General features: G+C 67.3%; 26 protein-coding genes and 2 pseudogenes. 4 read left to right on the top strand and 24 right to left on the bottom strand.

Annotated features, from left to right (window positions below; genetic code table 11):
- Positions 1-14: 14 nt before the first annotated feature.
- From ACHMWU_RS11895 to ACHMWU_RS11885, 3 genes are read right to left on the bottom strand one after another with little or no spacing between them, the layout of a single operon-like run.
- Positions 15-269 carry an EAL domain-containing protein gene (locus ACHMWU_RS11895; protein ID WP_396043912.1) on the bottom strand — a complete coding sequence of 85 codons (255 nt, stop codon included), beginning with the start codon at positions 267-269 and terminating at the stop codon, positions 15-17.
- Positions 232-837, bottom strand: a complete 606-nt coding sequence (locus tag ACHMWU_RS11890; RefSeq protein ID WP_396043909.1) for an EAL domain-containing protein — start codon at positions 835-837, stop codon at positions 232-234. Before ACHMWU_RS11890 ends, ACHMWU_RS11895 begins: the two co-directional genes overlap by 38 nt.
- On the bottom strand, positions 792-2,267 hold the full coding sequence (locus ACHMWU_RS11885) for a diguanylate cyclase domain-containing protein (protein WP_396043907.1): 1,476 nt from the start codon (positions 2,265-2,267) through the stop codon (positions 792-794). Before ACHMWU_RS11885 ends, ACHMWU_RS11890 begins: the two co-directional genes overlap by 46 nt.
- A gap of 565 nt (positions 2,268-2,832) precedes the next feature.
- On the opposite strand from ACHMWU_RS11885, the gene ACHMWU_RS11880 reads away from it, so the two are divergent.
- The 4 genes from ACHMWU_RS11880 (at position 2,833) to ACHMWU_RS11865 (ending at position 4,996) form a co-directional block, all read left to right on the top strand.
- Positions 2,833-3,780, top strand: coding sequence for a PKD domain-containing protein (locus ACHMWU_RS11880; RefSeq protein WP_396043905.1), 948 nt, complete (start codon positions 2,833-2,835; stop codon positions 3,778-3,780).
- Positions 3,777-4,052 (top strand): hypothetical protein, encoded by a 276-nt coding sequence (locus tag ACHMWU_RS11875; RefSeq protein WP_396043903.1) that lies wholly within the window; start codon positions 3,777-3,779, stop codon positions 4,050-4,052. Before ACHMWU_RS11880 ends, ACHMWU_RS11875 begins: the two co-directional genes overlap by 4 nt.
- An 81-nt stretch (positions 4,053-4,133) precedes the next feature.
- A complete protein-coding gene (locus tag ACHMWU_RS11870; protein ID WP_396046684.1) occupies positions 4,134-4,574 on the top strand; it encodes a MotA/TolQ/ExbB proton channel family protein in 441 nt (146 codons plus the stop codon).
- On the top strand, positions 4,571-4,996 hold the full coding sequence (locus tag ACHMWU_RS11865; protein ID WP_396043901.1) for a DUF2149 domain-containing protein: 426 nt from the start codon (positions 4,571-4,573) through the stop codon (positions 4,994-4,996). Before ACHMWU_RS11870 ends, ACHMWU_RS11865 begins: the two co-directional genes overlap by 4 nt.
- Here the strand turns inward: ACHMWU_RS11865 and ACHMWU_RS11860 are convergent.
- The 21 genes and pseudogenes from ACHMWU_RS11860 to ACHMWU_RS11760 all read right to left on the bottom strand — a co-directional run.
- Entirely contained in the window at positions 4,986-5,420 is a 435-nt protein-coding gene (locus ACHMWU_RS11860) for a hypothetical protein (protein ID WP_396043899.1), read from the bottom strand. The two genes, ACHMWU_RS11865 and ACHMWU_RS11860, sit on opposite strands and share 11 nt — an antisense overlap.
- The gene (locus ACHMWU_RS11855) at positions 5,386-5,592 is read right to left on the bottom strand and encodes a TetR/AcrR family transcriptional regulator (RefSeq protein ID WP_396043897.1); all 207 of its coding nucleotides are present in this window, start codon (positions 5,590-5,592) and stop codon (positions 5,386-5,388) included. The genes ACHMWU_RS11860 and ACHMWU_RS11855 overlap by 35 nt, the downstream gene beginning before the upstream one ends.
- Complete coding sequence (locus tag ACHMWU_RS11850) at positions 5,589-5,819, bottom strand: oxidoreductase C-terminal domain-containing protein (protein ID WP_396043895.1); 231 nt, start codon at positions 5,817-5,819, stop codon at positions 5,589-5,591. The genes ACHMWU_RS11855 and ACHMWU_RS11850 overlap by 4 nt, the downstream gene beginning before the upstream one ends.
- Positions 5,735-6,769, bottom strand: coding sequence for an NAD(P)/FAD-dependent oxidoreductase (locus ACHMWU_RS11845; protein ID WP_396043893.1), 1,035 nt, complete (start codon positions 6,767-6,769; stop codon positions 5,735-5,737). Before ACHMWU_RS11845 ends, ACHMWU_RS11850 begins: the two co-directional genes overlap by 85 nt.
- A 30-nt stretch (positions 6,770-6,799) precedes the next feature.
- Positions 6,800-6,968 (bottom strand): annotated as a pseudogene (locus ACHMWU_RS11840) (rubredoxin).
- Positions 6,965-7,222: a rubredoxin gene (locus tag ACHMWU_RS11835; protein WP_396043891.1), complete on the bottom strand. Its 258-nt coding sequence runs from the start codon at positions 7,220-7,222 to the stop codon at positions 6,965-6,967. Before ACHMWU_RS11835 ends, ACHMWU_RS11840 begins: the two are co-directional and overlap by 4 nt.
- Entirely contained in the window at positions 7,219-7,482 is a 264-nt protein-coding gene (locus ACHMWU_RS11830) for a hypothetical protein (protein WP_396043889.1), read from the bottom strand. The genes ACHMWU_RS11835 and ACHMWU_RS11830 overlap by 4 nt, the downstream gene beginning before the upstream one ends.
- Positions 7,409-8,125 (bottom strand): alkane 1-monooxygenase, encoded by a 717-nt coding sequence (locus ACHMWU_RS11825; RefSeq protein ID WP_396043887.1) that lies wholly within the window; start codon positions 8,123-8,125, stop codon positions 7,409-7,411. The genes ACHMWU_RS11830 and ACHMWU_RS11825 overlap by 74 nt, the downstream gene beginning before the upstream one ends.
- On the bottom strand, positions 8,107-8,415 hold the full coding sequence (locus tag ACHMWU_RS11820; protein WP_396043885.1) for a hypothetical protein: 309 nt from the start codon (positions 8,413-8,415) through the stop codon (positions 8,107-8,109). Before ACHMWU_RS11820 ends, ACHMWU_RS11825 begins: the two co-directional genes overlap by 19 nt.
- A gap of 223 nt (positions 8,416-8,638) precedes the next feature.
- Positions 8,639-8,785: a hypothetical protein gene (locus ACHMWU_RS11815; RefSeq protein WP_396043883.1), complete on the bottom strand. Its 147-nt coding sequence runs from the start codon at positions 8,783-8,785 to the stop codon at positions 8,639-8,641.
- On the bottom strand, positions 8,766-9,518 hold the full coding sequence (locus tag ACHMWU_RS11810; protein ID WP_396043881.1) for a type II secretion system F family protein: 753 nt from the start codon (positions 9,516-9,518) through the stop codon (positions 8,766-8,768). The genes ACHMWU_RS11815 and ACHMWU_RS11810 overlap by 20 nt, the downstream gene beginning before the upstream one ends.
- Position 9,519: 1 nt before the next feature.
- Entirely contained in the window at positions 9,520-10,137 is a 618-nt protein-coding gene (locus ACHMWU_RS11805) for a type II secretion system F family protein (protein ID WP_396043879.1), read from the bottom strand.
- A 4-nt stretch (positions 10,138-10,141) separates the two neighbouring features.
- On the bottom strand, positions 10,142-10,462 hold the full coding sequence (locus ACHMWU_RS11800; protein ID WP_396043877.1) for a hypothetical protein: 321 nt from the start codon (positions 10,460-10,462) through the stop codon (positions 10,142-10,144).
- Positions 10,459-11,853, bottom strand: a complete 1,395-nt coding sequence (locus ACHMWU_RS11795) for a CpaF family protein (protein WP_396043875.1) — start codon at positions 11,851-11,853, stop codon at positions 10,459-10,461. Before ACHMWU_RS11795 ends, ACHMWU_RS11800 begins: the two co-directional genes overlap by 4 nt.
- A complete protein-coding gene (locus ACHMWU_RS11790; RefSeq protein WP_396043873.1) occupies positions 11,850-13,043 on the bottom strand; it encodes a CpaE family protein in 1,194 nt (397 codons plus the stop codon). The genes ACHMWU_RS11795 and ACHMWU_RS11790 overlap by 4 nt, the downstream gene beginning before the upstream one ends.
- Entirely contained in the window at positions 13,040-13,714 is a 675-nt protein-coding gene (locus ACHMWU_RS11785) for a hypothetical protein (RefSeq protein ID WP_396043871.1), read from the bottom strand. The genes ACHMWU_RS11790 and ACHMWU_RS11785 overlap by 4 nt, the downstream gene beginning before the upstream one ends.
- Positions 13,715-13,835: 121 nt before the next feature.
- On the bottom strand, positions 13,836-14,036 hold the full coding sequence (locus ACHMWU_RS11780; RefSeq protein ID WP_396043869.1) for a Flp family type IVb pilin: 201 nt from the start codon (positions 14,034-14,036) through the stop codon (positions 13,836-13,838).
- A 113-nt stretch (positions 14,037-14,149) separates the two neighbouring features.
- Positions 14,150-15,208, bottom strand: coding sequence for a hypothetical protein (locus tag ACHMWU_RS11775; protein ID WP_396043867.1), 1,059 nt, complete (start codon positions 15,206-15,208; stop codon positions 14,150-14,152).
- A gap of 44 nt (positions 15,209-15,252) precedes the next feature.
- Positions 15,253-15,813 carry a hypothetical protein gene (locus tag ACHMWU_RS11770; protein WP_396043865.1) on the bottom strand — a complete coding sequence of 187 codons (561 nt, stop codon included), beginning with the start codon at positions 15,811-15,813 and terminating at the stop codon, positions 15,253-15,255.
- A 47-nt stretch (positions 15,814-15,860) separates the two neighbouring features.
- Complete coding sequence (locus ACHMWU_RS11765; RefSeq protein WP_396043863.1) at positions 15,861-16,796, bottom strand: pilus assembly protein TadG-related protein; 936 nt, start codon at positions 16,794-16,796, stop codon at positions 15,861-15,863.
- Between the two features lie 361 nt (positions 16,797-17,157).
- A pseudogene (locus ACHMWU_RS11760) lies at positions 17,158-17,265 on the bottom strand (TadE/TadG family type IV pilus assembly protein); the annotation flags it as partial.
- Between the last annotated feature and the right edge of the window lie 152 nt (positions 17,266-17,417).

Here is a 17,417-nt window from a genome sequence, read left to right as displayed (position 1 = left end):
CGGCCCGACCCTGATCAGTCGGGCAGCGGGACGAGGCCGTGCTCGCGGAACCGCTGCAACGTCGTCTGGCGGTCTTCTGGCCGGCCATAGAGGTAGCCCTGCACGTGGGTCGCACCGGCTTCGCGCAGCACAGAGGCCTCGTGCAGGTTGGTGATCCCCTCGGCCACGACCCAGAAACCCAGCTCGTTGAGCATCGCCGTCGCCCGCGTCACCACGAGGGTCTGGCGCGGATCAGCCAGGTCGGTCAACAGGCTGCGGTCGAGCTTCACCGACGTCGACCCGCGGCAGGTACAGCGAGCCGAGACCGGCAAATCCTGATCCGAAGTCGTCGATCGCAATCTGCACGCCGGCTTCCTGGAGCCGCCACGAGATGTCGGCATTGGCCTCGGACCAGCGTCCGATCGACCCTTCGGAGATCTCGATCAGGACCCGGATGCCGTGGGAAGCCTGGCAGTCGGCGATGCGCTGCAGCAGCGGCGTCCACGTCATCATCTGCTCGAGCTCGAGGTTGATCGAGAACGACCGGAGCCCGGGGACGTGGATACGACTCTCGATCATCGTCTCGATCGCCTGGTCTAGCACCTGCAACGTCATGTCGTCGAGCATGTTGAGCCGGATCGCCGACTCCACGATGACTGGCGGCGGGATCGAGCCCATCTGAGGATCGGTGTACCGGACCAGGACCTCCAGGCTCGCGACCGCGTTGGCCGCCAGGTTGACGATCGGCTGGTAGGCCGTGGCCAGGCGTCCCTCGACGATGGCACGACGGACGCCCTCGTCGATGCGCGACGTCACCTCCTTGTCGTCGGCATGGACGGCCCGCTTGCGCTGGTACATCTGCTGGTCGGCGGCCCGTACCAGCTTTCCAGCTGGTCGTCGGCGCTGGACGACAACGCCGAGCCGATGCTCGCGCGCAGTCGCAGCGTGTGCTCGCCGACCGTGATCGGTCGACTGACCAGCGCGGTGAGTCGTTCACACTCCTCGGTCAGCCCGGCATAGTCGGCGACGCGTCGCACCAGCACCGCGAACTCGTCGCCGCCGTACCGGGTGACGTTCTCGCTGTCGCCGGTGTGCTTGATGAATCGTTCGGCCAGCACCTGGATGGCCCGGTCGCCCACGATGTGCCCGTACCGGTCGTTGATCTCCTTGAAGCCGTCGAGGTCGATGAACACGATCGCGATCGACTCACCGGGGCTGCGCAGGCGGCTGACCTCGGCCAGGATCTCCCGGAAGTAGGTGTACGTCGACAAGCCCGTCAGACCGTCGGTGTTGGCCCGGTCGCGCAGCTTCTCGCGCTGCTCGGACTCTCGCCGCGACGTGTCGGCCATGTTGGCGAGCGCTTCGAGGACGTGTCGTTCGACCTGTGTGAACGGCAACCCACCGGAGGAGCGCTCGGCGACGGCGTACCGTCCGTCGATCAGCGGGACCGCGAGGTCTGAGCGCGTGCCCGGGTTGTCGCCGACCCGCACCTCCTTGACCCGCAGCCCCTTGGCACCCCAGAGGCTGAGCGTCTCGGCGATGACGTCCTTGCGCCAGGGCATCGTGACCGCTGCACCGGAGAGTGCCTCGACGCTGCGGTTGAGCTCGCGGTTGCGCATCGTCTGGCCGACGACGATCGCGGTCAGTCCGACGACGATCACGACGAGGCTGGGCACGACTGCCAGCGGGCGACCGGTCTCGACGTCGTGGACCGCAGCCAGGACGCACCCGATGTAGAACGCGGCCAGACCGATCAGGAAGGTCCAGGTCCAGCGCAACCGGGGAATCTTGCCTTCACCGTCAGAGCTGACGAGGAGTCGGCGCGCGATCTCGAGGGCCGAGATCGTCAGGAAGTAGGCCGCGAGGCCCGCGAACACCCGGTCGTAGGGCGGGATCCCGAAGTCGGCGAACTTCGCCCCCGCGATCAGGGCCGCACCGCCCACGATCTGGATCGCAGCCCGGAACTGCCCGCCGGTGTCGTCACGGTAGAAGGCGAAGTAGCTGGCGGAGATCAGCGCCGCCCAGATCGGCAGGATCGTCGCCCGTTCGTCGAAACCGCCTGCGAACAGTGCGGCAGAAGCGACGCCCAGCGTCAAGTCAGTCGGATCACGAGAGATCGACGTCTGCAGCCTGACGGCCAGAGGCACCAGGACCAGGGCCGCGATCGTGACGACATTGAGCTCTGGCAGGCCGAAGCGCCACCGGACCAGCGATATGACGACCGCCGTGAGTCCCGCAAGGATGACGGCGATCTCGAATCGAAGCTCGCCCCGGCTTCGACTTGTCACACCACACCTTCCATACCGATTTGCGGACACCGCATCCTATTATTTTTCTGGGGTCACAGCGACAGATCAAGCACGTCGAGGTGAGGCGCCCGTCCGTCAGGCTACCGTTTCTGACTCCCTGTCGCGCGCACCTGATCACGGTTTGTCCTACCCCGTCGTCTTGTCACAGCAATAGCAGTTCGCATACTTGGAACAGGCCGTAGAGTTCATCGGGATCTACAGGGGCCGCACGGGAGGAGCTTTGACATGCGTGTTGCTGTTCGGCGCGCCGCCGCACTCCTGGCATTGACACTGGCCTCCACGTCGGTCGGCCTCGCAGCGGGGCCAGTCTCGGCCGCCAATGGGTGCAAGGACCCCAGCCAGTCGTGCGTGCGCGTCACGGTGGTGTCGACCAACGACTTTGAGATCGACCGCACGAGGGTCAAGTACTTCACTGCCCAAGAGATCAGAACCATGGCCGACGTCGCGACTTCCAACTACGCCAGACGCACCAAGGCTGGCGCTCCTGAGGAACCCAGAGCCCGACCCCGGCCGCGCTTTGACGTTGCGGAAACTCCTCGACACGGTGGATGCCGAGTTGGTCGGCGACGTCACGTTCTCTGAGGCCACCTTCGCCGACAGCTCCCCCCGTGTGCTCGACAAGCCGGCCTTCGGCGACGACTCCGGCACGGCGTACCCGTACTACAAGAACGCCTCGCCCTCGGTCTATGCACTCAGCAACGGCAAAATTGGCTATTTCAGGCCGATGACCGACAAGAACGACGTCAACGGGCCCGACCTGTTCACCGCCACCGGGCGGATTGATCTCACGATCCACACCACGGGCAGCTGCCTAGAACCTACGGCAACCGTCAGCAACAGCGCACCGACGACCAAGGAAGCTCCGAAGTTCTCGGTTGACCCCAATGGCGACAAGGGAATGGACTTCGAGTACCGCTGGGAGTTCGGCGACGACCGTGGCCCGGGCCGTGGTGACAAGTCACCGTCCCACCGCTACCTCAAGAAGGGCGAGTACGACGCCTACGTCACGGTCCGTGGCGCCGACGGCTCGTACGGACGCTCGGCAGTGCTCCCGATCAAGGTCGCGAAACCGCCGCCGAAGCCCAAGCCGACGACCAGCACCGGTGGTGGCACTGGCGGTGGCGTCACCGGCGGCACCGGCGGATACGTCCCTCCGTACACGCCACCGACGACCGACTTCCCCGAGCCCGATCCGATCGAGGAGCCGTTCGACGACGAGCCGACCGAGGACGTCCCGGTCGACGACGGCCTCGTGGACGTCGAAGGCTACGTGCTGGCGGGCGCCGAGATCGTCCCCGGCGGCACCCCCGAGGCGATCCCCGGCACCCAGGCCTCGGCCGACCCGACCCCGGCCAGCACCACCTCGGTGCGCAAGCGACTCGCGACATGGACAGTCGCGGCCTTCGCGATCGTGCTGCTCGTCGGAGCAGGCGCGGCCAGTGAGACCCGATGGTTCCGAAACAGACTGCGCCACCTCAGGAGACGTGCATGAGCGAAAAGATCTACGACTTCATCTTCCGGGTCGCGGAAGTGCTCGAGCTGCCGGTGGTGATCCTCACCCTGCTCGCACTCGCCGCTGTCCTGGTCGAGGTCGGCGCCTTCATCACCGAGCCGTCAAGCGTCGCAACCGCACGTTCGCCGCTTTGGCCAAGTCGGGTGCAGCCGCCCGCCGGGCCGTCGACGAGAACCGCACCGACGAGGCATCGGCTCTGCTGCAGACCGTCGCGTGGAGCGGACCAGTCGGCAAGGCCTTCAAGGTGCTGATCGACGCGGTCAGCAAGCCGGGCGCCGACACCCGCATCGCCAAGGAGCTTCGCCGACTTCGACTTCGGCCGCCAGGCCCGTCTGGGACGCACACGACTGCTCGTCCGGCTCGGTCCGGCGCTCGGTCTGATGGGCACCTTGATCCCGCTGGCACCGGCACTCGACGGGCTCGCCCGAGGCGACGTCGACACCTTGACCGAGAACCTGCGACTGGCATTCAGCATCACGGTGCTGGGCATCCTGATCGGTGTCGTCGCACTGGCGCTGTCGCTGTTCCGCGAGCGCCTGTACGGCCAAGACTTCTCCGACCTGGAGTACGTTGCCGCGATCCTCACCGACGACGGCTCAGCCGCCGCCTCGATCGCACCGTCTGCTCCTGCGAAGGCAGTCAACGACGCCCCGGCTTCCACGGCAGCACCCACCGTCACGGCTCCGGTTCCGGTGCCGCCTTCGGTCTCGTCGGTCTCGTCGGCTCCGCCCGCCCCGCCGGTGCCGAGCCCCACCGCGGACAAGCAGTCATGATCAAGGTCACTCCCCGCGCACGGGTCCACCACGACAAGGCCGGCGATCCGCTCGACGGGCTCGTCAACATGTTCGACATCGGCATCGTCCTGGCCGTCGCATTCCTGCTGGCGGCGCTGTCGTCGCTGGGGCTGTCCGACGCCGTCAAGGACGGCGGACTGACCAAGCCGGCGCTCGGCGAGGTCACGATCAAGCCCGGAGAGACGATCGAAGAGGTACCCGACGAGGGCGTCAAGACCGTCGGCCGCGGCACGCAGGTCGGCACGGTCTACCGGCTGGCCGACGGCCGACTCGTCTACGTGACGGGCGACGGGACCACTGCTCCCCTGACGCCGCAGGACGCGACGCCGACCGAGCCGACGCCGACACTGCCCACGCCGACGCTGCCGACGGTCCCCACGCCCGACCCGGTCAACCCCTGATCGACGGACCGCTCAGGCGATCTCGGGCGCCCTTGAGCGCCAGGTCGACGATCCACGCGATGTCGGCCGCAGCGGCCGCCGGCGACTTGGACGGCCGGGTGATCGCCGACAGCACGAGCCTGACGACCAGCTCGACTGCCACGGACAGCTCCGCCTCGGTGAGGGGTGTGTCGGGGTACAGCTGGTGGATCGACTGCTCGACGACCACGACCGCCGCCTCGACGATCTCGCCGGACTCGGTGGTCAAGATCTTCAGGAAGTCGGCGTCCTGGTCACCTGGTGCGGCACCCACGATGGTGCGCACCAGCAGGCTGTGCTCGGCCAGCTCCAGCACTCCCTCGCACGCCGCTCGGATGCTCGCCACGATCTCGTCCTGCGACTCCATGCGCTCACGCACGACGGTCAGGAACCGGTCGAGCCGCACGCATCGCGAGCTGCTCGGCCAGACCGTGCTTGGTGCCGAACTCGTTGTAGACGGTCTGACGGCTGACACCGGCCACCTCGGCGATCCGGGCCATCGTGACGGTGTTCCAGCCATCGGACTCGATGATCCCGTGCGCCGCGTCGAGAAGACGGATGCGTACCGGCTCGGTCACGTCGAGGACACCCGGACGTCGGCGAGTCGCGCCTGATCTGCGATCCAGGCCCGAGCCGTGCGGATCTCGCGCGGTCGCCCGATCGAGACCGCCGCCCGGACGACACCGTCATCTAGCAGGTAGGCGATGAAGTCGTGCTCGGTCAGTGATCCGTCGACGACGGCTCGTGGCCGGCCTCGGGCCAGCCGACGACCTGCAGGTTGGCACCGTACTGGTCGGACCAGCACCACGGCACCTCGACGAACGGGGCGTCACCGCCGGCCATGATCTTGCCGACGGCCGCGCCGTGGTTCTGGGCTCCCTGCCAGTGCTCGACCCGGTGACGTCCGCCCAGCACCGGGTGAGGCTGATTGGCGACGTCGCCGGCGGCGTACACGCCCGCGACAGAGGTTCGGCCGTGCTCGTCGACCAGTATCCCGCCGCCGTCAGCGGCTGAGGCGATCGCGATGCCGGCCGCCTCGGCGAGCTCGACGTGCGGCTCCATGCCGACCGCGACCACCACCACGGGGGCCGTCCACGAGCGACCGTCGGCGGCCTCCACGACCGTCGAGCCGTCGACGTCACGGATCGAGGACACCGTGACGTCGGTGTGCAGGTCGGTGCCGCGATCTCGATGCAGGTCGAGGTACATCTGCCCGAGCTCGGCGGGCAGCAGCTTGGGCAGGGGCAGCGCAGCCGACTCCAGCAGGGTCACCGGGCAGCCGAGCTCGCGCGCGCTCGCGGCGATCTCCGATCCGATCAGACCGGCTCCCACCACGACGACGGGCGATCCGGCCATGAGCTCTTTGTGCAGGGTCGGCACGTCTGCCAGGTTGCGCAACGTGTGCGCTCCCGCTGCCGACCACGGGTTGCGGGCACGTCCGCCCGTCGCGATCAGCAGCCGATCGTAGGTCAGCGTCTCCCCGGTCTCGAGGACCAGCGCCGTCGCACCCACGTCGATCGACTCGACCCGGACGCCGGTGCGCAGCTCGATCTGCTGGTCGTCGTACCAGGCGGCCTTCTTGATCCTGATCTCGTCGGCGTCCTTGTCGCCGCGGACGATCTCCTTGGAGACCGGCGGACGTCGATAGGGCAGCTCGGGCTCGTCGCCGACGACCACGATCTCGCCGTCGTAGCCAGCCGATCGCAGTGCTCCGGTCGCGCTGACGCCCGCGATCCCGGCGCCGATGATGACCACGCGCCAGCTATCGTCCTCCCCCCATGCCCATCAGACCAGCTCGACCATGACGAAGTCGGCCTTGGCGGCTCCGCAGTCGGGGCAGGACCAGTCGTCGGGGATGTCTTCCCAGCGGGTGCCGGGCGGGGATGTTCTCCTCCTCCCAGCCCTCGGCCTCGTCGTAGATGAACCCGCACTGCAGGCATTCCCAACGCTTCACGACTGCGTCTCCTTCGGGTTCTGTGCCGATCGAGCCTGTGCTCGTGTCTCGGCGGCGATGATGTTGCCGTCCTGGTCGTTGCCGGCGAACTCCTCGAACGGCACGAAGTCGACCTGCTCACGTACTCCGCAGTCGGGGCACGTCCAGTCGGCGTCGATGTCGGCGAACGCCGTCCCGGCCGGCCAGCCCTCGCGCGGATGCCCTGTCTGCTCGTCATAGACGTACTCGCAGTTGGGACACACGAAGCGGCTCATGCAGCGACCTCCTGATACTTGCGTTCGTACTTCTTGGCGGTGCGTGGGTGGACGTTGGCGAGGCTCAGGTCACCGTCGTAGTGCCCCATGACCTTCTTGTCCATGACCGAGCGCCAGATCTGCGGCACCCAGCTCAGCACGATCATGCCCGCATAGCCCGTGGGCAGGACCGGCGCCTCCTTGAAGTCACGCAGCGCCTGGTAGCGGCGGGTCGGGTTGGCGTGGTGATCGCTGTGGCGTTGCAGGTGGTAGAGCAGCACGTTGGTTCCGATGTTGTCGGAGTTCCAGCTGCTGGCTGGGCTGGACCCGCTCATAGCGTCCGGAGTCGAGCTTGCGGCGCTTCATCCCGTAGTGCTCGAGGTAGTTGACCGACTCGAGCAGCCAGATTCCGACGACGGCCTGCAGCACGAGGTAGGGCAGGATCTGCCAGCCGAAGGCGATCATGAGCCCGCCCCACAGGACGATGGAGAAGGCCCAGGCGTTGAGCACGTCGTTCTTGAGCGACCAGTGAGACTTCTGCTGCCGGGCGAACCGCTTCTTCTCCAGCTCCCAGGCGCTGGTCAGGCTGCCTGCGACGGTGCGGGGCATGAACTCCCAGACGGTCTCGCCGAGTCGTCCGCTGGCGGGATCTTCGGGCGTTGCGACTCGGACGTGATGGCCGCGGTTGTGCTCGATGAAGAAGTGTCCGTAGAACGTCTGCGCGAGGGCGGCGCGGGCGAACCAGCGCTCGTACTCCTCCTTCTTGTGCCCGAGCTCGTGCGCGGTGTTGATGCCGATGCCGGCAACCATGCCGAGGCCGAGGGACAGGCCGATCTTCTGGGCGACGGTCAGCGGGTCGTCGATGCCGGGCAGGGTGCCACCACCCAGCAGGTAGGCGCCCCAGATCAGGCCGATGACCTGCACGGGGATGAAGGCGTAGGTGACCCAACGGTAGTAACGGTCGTCCTCGATGGCCTCGATGGGGCTCTTCCAGGAGGGTTCTCGCCGTCGCGGCCCACGATGAGGTCGATGATCGGGATGATCACGAAGACGAAGAACGGGCCGAAGTACCACGCCAGAGTCGAGTCGGTCAGGACGTACAGTCCCCACATCGAGACCGGGATCAGCGGCACGATGGCGCCGATGATCCACAGGTACCGCTTCTTGTCGCGCCACCTGATGACCGTTCCGTCGACAGTTGCCTCGATCGTCATGCCCAACCTCCTAGGTCGCTTTACAGGAAGGTAGCAAATGTAAAGTTGCGTGGCAAGGGTCACACCCCCCGTCCGGTTTCCCACGAGGCCTGGGGTCTTTGCCACGTACCTCGCGTTACAGCGCACGGTGCGTGACGAGAACACGAGGCCTCGTGGAAACCGCAGCGGCAAAGTCGGCCCGGACGGAGATACCGTCCGGGCCGACTCCCCGAGGGAGCGGGGTCTAGTTGATCGCGTAGGCGTTCACCACAGGTGGGCCCAACACGATGATGAACAGCACGGGCAGCACGCACAGCATCAACGGCAAGAGGATCTTGACCGGAACCTGCTGCGCTCGGGCCTCGGCCCGACTACGGCGCGAGATCCGCATCTCCCGGCGCCTGGGTGCGGACGACCGAGGCGATCGACACGCCGTACTGCTCTGCCTGCACGATCGCGCGCGCGAAGGTGCGCAGCTCGTCGACAGACGTCCGCCCTGCCAGCGCGAGATAGGCCTCGCGCCGCGACATGCCCAAGGACACGTCCTGGATCAGACGGATGAACTCGTCAGCCAGCGGCCCCGTGCCCTTCTCGGCCGACCGGGTCAGCGCTGCCTCGAAGCCGACACCTGCCTCGATCGAGATGACGATCTGGTCGAGGGTGTCGGGCAACGCCTTCTGGATCTGCTCCTGACGCTTGATCGCCGCGTTGTAGATCAGCAGATCAGGCACGAAGTAGCCGAGCACGATCGCACCCAGGCCCACCAGCAGCCAGATCGGGTTGTCGTTCTTCGACACGATCATGATCGCGAACAGCAGACCGCACAGGGCGCCGACGGGCTTCATCACGATGACTCGTCCGCGCGACCAGCCCTCCGGTCGGCCTGCGAGCACCATGTTGCGCTCGATCCGTTCCAGCATCGAGACCGGAGTCAATCGCGCCAGCAGGCTCGACTCGCTCCCGACCGACGTGCGTGCGCTGCGCGCGGTGTGCTCGACGCTCGACGAGAAGGCTCGGACCCGCTGCTGCATCGCCCCGTTGGGCACCGTGATGAGGCCCATCGCCGCGGCAGCGCAGACGAAGGCAGCGGCGATCAGCACGATCCCGAGCAGCAGGAAGCCCATGTCAGAACTCGATCCGCACGACAGAACGCATCCAGAAGCCACCGAGCACGTACAGCAGCAGACTTCCGGCGAGCAGCAGCTTGCCGATGCCCGAATCGACGAAGGCGCCCATGACCTCCTGGCTCACCAGGGCGTAGTAGATGCCGATGATGACCGGCAGGGCCATCAGGATGTAGGCCGAGATACGACCCTCTGCCGAGAGCGACCTGACCTGCTGGCGGATGTGTCCGCGCTCGCGGATCGTCTCGGCGACCTGCTCGAGGATCTCGTTGAGGTTGCCTCCCGTCTCGCGCTGGGCGCTGATGGCACCGGCGACCCACGAGAAGTCCTCTGACTCCATGCGCACCGCGACCTGTTCGAGCGCCTCGACCAGGTCGCGCCCCAGCCGCACCTCGTTGGCGACTCGCGCGAACTCCTCGCTCATGGGCGCCTCGGCCTCCTGGGCGACGGCTTCGATCGCGCGGGTGATGCTGTGACCGGCCCTGAGCGCCGCGGCGATCATCTGCAACGCCTGCGAGAGCTGGTCGGCGAACTTCTTGCGGCGCCCGCTGGCCCGCATGCTCAGCAAGGCCTTCCAGACCAGCGGCACCAGCACCGCCAGCAGCACCGCCAGCCACACGCTGCTAAGCAGCAGGAGGCCGACGGCGAAGGCGATGACCCGAGAAGCTGGAGATCATGACGACCAACGAGGCAGCAGACATCCGGACTCCGGCGAGCTCGAGCTCGCTGGCCGAGAACGGGCGCCAGCCGCGACTGCTCAGCAACCGCTCGACCTGCGCCACCGCCGTATCTGTCATCCGGGTCAGGACTGATCGGCGCTCGGCGACCGAGTACGCCGCGATGCGCTCCTTCGAGACCCGCGCCTCGGGCACGCCGGCGACCGCGACGTAGCCGAGGGCGACCGCGCCCACCAGGAGGACCAGCCCGAGCAGCAGCAACATCATCGTCCCGCCGTCCGACCATGGTCGACGAGGTGGTCGAAGTCGAAGGCGATGCCCATCTCTTCGAAGCGGTCGCTGAAGCGGGGCCGGATTCCGGTCGGCACAGCCGTCCCCAAGAACCGGCCATGGGCATCGACACCGGCGGCGAAGTCGAACAAGAACACGTCCTGCATGACCATCGTGTCGCCCTCGAGTCCCAGCACCTCGGTGACATGGCTGATCCGGCGGCTGCCGTCACGCAACCGCGAGATGTGCACGACGAGGTCGACGGCCGATGCGGCCTGCTCACGGATCGCCCGCAGGGGCAGGTCCATGCCGGCCATCAGCACCAGCGTCTCTAGCCGGGCCATGGCATCGCGCGGAGTGTTGGCGTGCAATGTCGAGATCGAGCCGTCGTGACCCGTGTTCATGGCCTGCAGCATGTCGAGCGCCTCGCCACCACGGCACTCCCCGATGACGATGCGGTCCGGTCGCATGCGCAGCGAGTTGCGCACCAGGTCGCGGATCTTGACCTCGCCGGAGCCCTCGATGTTGGGTGGACGGCTCTCCAGCCGGACGACGTGCGGCTGCTGCAGGCTGAGCTCGACCGCGTCCTCGATCGTCACGATGCGCTCATTGGCCGGGATGAACCGCGACAGCACGTTGAGCAACGTGGTCTTGCCGGTGCCGGTGCCACCCGTGACGAGGATGTTCAACCGGGCCTGCACGCAGGCGTTGAGCAGGTGCGCCATCTGCTCGGTCATGGTGCCGAAGCCCACCAGGTCGCTGACCGTGAACGGCGTCTTGGAGAACTTGCGGATCGTCAGCGACGAGCCGTCGACGGCCAGCGGCGGGATGATGGCGTTGACGCGCGAGCCGTCGGCCAGTCGGGCGTCGACCAGCGGGGACGACTCGTCGATACGGCGACCGACCTTGCCGACGATGCGTTCGATGATCCGGCGCAGGTGCGCCTCGGAGCTGAACCGGGCCGACGACAGCGTCAGCCGGCCACGGCGCTCGACGTACACCTTGTCGAAGCGGTTGACCATGATCTCGGTGATCGAGTCGTCGTCGAGCATCCGCTGCAACGGCCCCAGCCCGATCGCATCGTCCTCGATGTCGCGCAGCAGCCGGCGACGTTCATCGGCACTCAGGCGCTGTTGCTCGGTCGCGATGATCTCGGTCAGCTCGTCACGGACCAGGTCGTGCAGTTGGTCCTCGGTCAGGCTGGCGTCACTGATGCGCACGCCGAGCCGGTCGAACAGCTGCTCCGAGGCCCGCGACTTGAGCTCGGCGAAGGCGTCCCCGACCGGGGAGACGTCCTCCTCCCGGTCGGGGACGATCTCGGAGTCGATCGCCAGCAGCGCGTTCTCGCGGGCATCCCGCTTGGCCTCGAGCCGGTCGCTGAGCCTCATGCGACCTCCATCCGGCGGTGGCCGCGCTTCTCTTCTGAGGCACGCGCCCGGTCGTCGATGCGCTTGGAGAGCGCCTTGACGGTCTTGACGAACGGGCCGCTCTTGGCGCTCGCGAGCAGCGGCACCCCCCGATTGGCCGATGCCGGGACCTCCTTGGCCCGAGGGAGCACGAAGTCGACCGGCATCCCGAGCATCGCCTCGACGTCCTTGACGCGCAGGCCGGTCTGCTTGTCGGCGAAATTGAGCACGACGTGCCGCGAGTCGGGCAGCAGCGACAGCTCGGTCAGCAGCTCGATCTCCTTGCGCACCCCCCGCAGGCAGGCCACGTCCATCGTCGACATCAGCACGACGTCGTCGGCGCACTCGAGCGCCGCCAGAGTCGCATCGTCGAGACCTGCTGCGGTGTCGATCAGGACGTAGCGGAACTGATCTTGCAGCTGTCGGATGAGCTGGACGACCTGTTCACCGCCGACCTTGTCGTTGGCGGCCGGCGAGTCGGCCCCGCACAGGACGTAGAAGCCCGTCGGGTGCACTGTCAGATAGGTCTTGAGCAGCAGGTTGTCGCGCGCCGCGGCGCCGAAGGCATCGGCCAGGGTGTGGATCGGCTCGAGGTCGAGCACCGTCGACAGGTCGCCGAACTGCAGGTCGAGGTCGAGCAGCACGACCTCCATGGGCGACTGCTTGGCCAGCGCGACTGCCAGATTGCTGGAGACGCTCGTCTTGCCGACGCCGCCCTTGGGCGACACGACGACGACGGTGCGCGAGGTGAAGTCGATCGGCGGCTGCGGCATCGGCGTCATCGCGGCCAGTCGGGCACCGCCCGACCGAGCGTCGAGGCGGTCGCGCAGCCCCGCCAGCAGGACGGGCTCCTCGATCGAGGCCGCGACGTCGCGGATGCCGGCCCGCATCGCATCGCGCATGACGTCGCGCTCGGCTGTGGCGATCAGCACCATGTCGATGTCGGGGCGTACCGCCCGGACCTCGTCGGCCATTGACAACGCACGAGCCAGCGGCACCTCGTCGGTGAAGACGATCGCCTCGGGCAGCGTTGCTGGATCGAGTCCGCGCAACAGGCTGGCACCGTCGGCGACGACCGCCTCGGCGCCCAGCGCGACGGTCGGATGACCGATCGCGCCCGACATCCGGCGGGCCAGGTCGTCGCTCCCGCCGACGATCAGCGCGATGCTCATGGCGCCACGTCCGACTGGGTCACGGTCTTCTTGTCGGCGTGCTCAGTGTCGTCGTCCTGCTTGCTGAGCCAGACCTTGCCGAACTCCATGCCGTGGACGATGGCCTGGGCCTGGCGGGTCGACACCGCGAAGGTCAGCAGCGGCTCACCGGCCGTGCCGTCCTCGGCCACGACGCCCTGCACCCGCAGCAGCAGGAGCTCGTTGATCGGGTTGGCGGTCTTGCCGTCGTCGCTGATGAAGACACCGGCCTTGTCGCCTGCGGCCAATGCGCCGCCGACGGTGCGCGCCCCGGCCAGAGGGATCGTGAGCTCCTGCTTTCCCTTCGGCAGCTTGACGTCGCCGACGACGTCATCGGGCTTGGCGAACTTGGCGGCGGTGAGCTGATCTCCCGGCACCAGGACGCTGGCGGTGACGAGCCCGGCGACCTCGTCGAGACTCGTCAGGGCACCTGGAACCACGGCGAGCTTGGGGATCTCGACCTCGTCGACGCTGTCGCGGACGGCTTCGACGGTGGCGAGCGGCTCGAGCCTGGTCGTGACCTGCAGGACCGTGGCGAGCTCGACGTTCTCCAGCGCCCGGTCATCGGCGTTGCTGGCATAGCTGACGAGTGCGACGACGCCCAGCAAGGCCAGCACCAGCGCTGCCACGACGGCAGCGATCTTCTTGTTCACCATCTACTCCCTTAGACGTGAAGCGATACTGCGAGATCCCCCCTGCGGCGACGCACTCTCCCGATGCGTCACCGTCGGCCGGTGCTGGCGTCCCGAGACCGCCGGCACCAGCCTGGGCGGGTCACCTAGGCCTTGTCGAGCCGGTGTTCACATCCCCGAACGCGTCGTTGATCTTGTCACCGAGCAGCAGGACTGCAGCGATGATGACGGCGGCGATCAGGGCGACGAGCAGGCCGTACTCGACGGCGGTCGCTCCCTTGTCGTCCTTGCGACGCTCTTCCAGATTGACGACGTACGACATGATGGATGCCAAGACGAACATAGAAATTCTCCCTCTTGCTGTGATGCCCGTCACCGGATGGTGACGCTCCCTACCGAAGAACCTAGGGCATAAAGTCCGTCCCGCCACGATCCGATCGGGTCATCTTGGAGTAGTCAGTTCGGACTATCTTGACGTGGTCCTGAGCGTGAACTCGCCCGGAATTCCGTGAGTTCACCCACCGAGCGGCGGCCAGGGTCCCGGTTCTGTGCCAGACGTCCCGGGACCTTCGGGACCATCGCCAGACCGGGCAGCACCAGCGCCGCCACGAGAAAGCCCCAGTAGGTCGTGTCGGCTCGACCGACGACCGAGAACGCCAGCGCGTAGGCGCTGAGCAGCCAGGCGACTCGCAACGCATATCCACTGCGGCACGACCACCAGCCGAGCAGAGCCAACGGCACCAGGACCGCCGAGACCCAGAACGGCAGCAGCACCAGCAGCGAGCGCGAGTGGATCATCTCGACGAACAACGGCCACCCGTCCATGTCGATCCAGCCGGGTGACGACTGCGCCGATGCGGGAACCAGGTCGGCGACCCGCAGCGCGTGCAAGGCGTAGAAGGCCGCCCAGACCGTGAGGGCGATCGCCCAGCCCGCTGCTTCACGTCGTCGACGGTCGCGCCAGGCGAGCACGAGCATGACCACCAAGTACGGCGCAGCGAGCTCACGGACCAGTGCCGCCGCCAGACCGATGGCGACGCTGGTGCCCCAGCTGCTGCGTGTCCGCAGGCCGACCGACAGCGCGATCAGCATCCCGGCCCAGATCTCGTGCACCCAGATCAGGTCGGCCGAGGCCATCAGGGCGAACGACAGCGCCGCGAGGACGCTGGCGCATCCCCAGACCGTCAGCGACGAAGTCATGGCCCGTAGACGGATCATCGTGACGGCTGCGGCGACCGTCGCGAGAGCCACGAGCAGCCATCGCGTCACGGCAGGCCCACCCACGCCGTCGATGAGCCAGGCCAAGGTGGGCTCGCGCACCGTCACGACCGGCCGGGTCGGATAACCGAGCCGGGCCTGCTCCGCAGCCACCGCCGCGTAGTAGCCAGTACCTGAGGCCATGCGGTCACTGATCGCCGAGTACAGCCGCAGATCGGCATCGGCCGGCCCGTCAGACGCCCCCTCGCCGGACGGGGCTCCCGCCAGGAGTCCCCACAGCACGAGGCCGGCAACCAAGAACAGCGCGACGATACGGCCGCGCTGAAACCTTGCCGAGTCCATCAACCCTGAAGCCTGGGCGAGTCGCAGTTGATCCGGCTGGCCGCTGCCACGTCGGCACCTCCCAGATTGGCACCGACCAGTCGCAGCAGCGGCGTCAGCAGGCCGACCAGCAACGGGTCAAGCGCCACCAGCAAGGGCTTCACGACCGCGCCGAGAATGCCGCCGAGCAGCGAGGACAACAGCCCCAAGGGGTCGAGCGGCAGCGTCAGAGCAATCGATAGATTCGCCAGGTTGAGCGATGTGAGCCCGGCCACCGACTGCGGCTCTGGAAGGCCAGGCGCAGCCGGATAAGTCAGCGTCACGGCATGCGGCGATGCCGTCCCGACGCTCGGTGCCGTGACATCGGCCCCGACCGAGACGAGCGGCCCGAGCACGTTGAGCACCTTGAGGTCGAGGTGCAGGGCCAGGTCCTTGACCAGAGCCGTGACGACATCGACGTCGATCGAGTCCATCTGCGAGCCGGAGCCGCAGCGCAGCGCGGCCAGGGTGCCCGTTGCCGAGGCAACACTGAGCCGGAGCCGGATCGTCGAGCTTGCCAGTCCGCTGACGATGCCACCCACGGCAGTCGTGAGGTCGACGGCGACCTGTGATGACGTCGCCTTGGCTCCTAGTCCCCGCAGGCGGTCTTCGGCGGCGCGATGATCGTCGCCTTGGCTGCCACGTTGAGCAGGCCGAGATTGAGTCCGAGGTCTGGAATCGCGATCGCATGGGTGCCGTTGGCGACGAACAGTGACGCACCCAGCAGCTCGAGCACGCTGACGTTCAGGTTCAGCGCCGAGTTGTTGCCTGGCGCGATGCTCAGGATGTCGGCCAGGTTGAGGTTGGCGGTCGGAACTCGCAGCGCGATCGCGTTGAGGAAGTTCGCCTGCGCGGTGTTGCCTTGACGGGTGAGTACCGCCGCCATCGCGGTGATGAACCTGGCAACGGTCAATTGGGGCAGGGCCAGCAGAGCGTCTGCGGTTCCCACGCCGAGCTCGGTCGCAATGCCCAGCAACGGCACTTCGATACCTCGAACTGTCGCGACGCCGGCCGGACTCAGCACCCGCAGGTCGGCACTGATGATCCCGCCGAGGATCGAGTTGAGTGCGCTCTCGTTGGTGTCGAGTGATGCGAGGAACGACCCCACCGAGAAGCACACACCCGGGTCGACTGTCGCGATCGCGGACCGCGCGGCCGTTCCGCTGCCACTGACGAATGCGAAGTCCACGCTGCTCGTGGCCGTCGCCTTGACGGCCGTGGGGTTCTGACCGGTCGAGACCGCTGAGAACGCCCCAGTGATCGGATCGACCTTGCCGAGAACGAGCTGGACTACCGGCGTCGAACCCACCGTGGTCTTGTTGCGCGCGATGCTTCGGTCGCGAGCGACGAGCCAGGCAGGATCAGCCTCGATCACGGCACGGGAGCGACCGTTGATCTTGCGCGCCATGTCGAGAGCCACGACATCGGCCACGGCCTGCATGTCGCTGCGGGCGACCCGCTTGATGCCGAGATCGACGGCGAAGGCCGTGAACGTCAGCACCACGACGACGAGGAACACCGTCATCGGCAGGATCGAGCCGCGTTCCTCGCGCGACTTCGCCAGCATCAGCCGACCTCGATGACCGAGGTATAGGCGGCTTCTCGGGCAGCGAGAAGCCCAGTCCCGGGAAGTTCGGGATCAGCGGGTGCGCGCGGTACTCGTGCATCACGGTGACGGTCGCGCAGCGGCGGGTCGCATCGTTGGGGCAGGGTGCGACGGGCGGTACCGCGCACGTCCCGACGGTCGTGCTGTCCTTGCGCAGCAGACCCGACGTGCACGTGATGCCGTAGCCGCCAAGAGCGTTGTTGATCGCTGCGGTCGCCTTGGTCGCGCGCACTGCATCAGTCACGCCGGGCGGCGTGGCGGCTGCGGCCCGGGCCCCTTCGGCTGCTGACTGGCTGATGGCCTGGCGGAAGCTCAGCATGTACCCGTAGCTGATGACGCCGAAGACCAGCGCCAGGAAGATGGGCAGGGTCAGCGCGAACTCGACCATCGCCGCACCGTGTTCAGGCTGACGGCTCCGCCGTCGCGAACACACATTCTTGCCAAATCTCACAACTTCTCCCTGTAGTTGCGAAACCTGCACGGACGTCTCCCGGGCCCGCGCAGCGCTCCTCACTCCCCCGTCCGGCCTGACACCCGAAC

Source organism: Aeromicrobium sp. UC242_57 (genome assembly GCF_044452305.1).
In the GTDB taxonomy this organism is placed as follows: Bacteria; Actinomycetota; Actinomycetes; order Propionibacteriales; family Nocardioidaceae; genus Aeromicrobium.
Note: the sequence above shows the minus strand (reverse complement) of the source record. Positions and strands in the feature narration are given on the sequence as shown.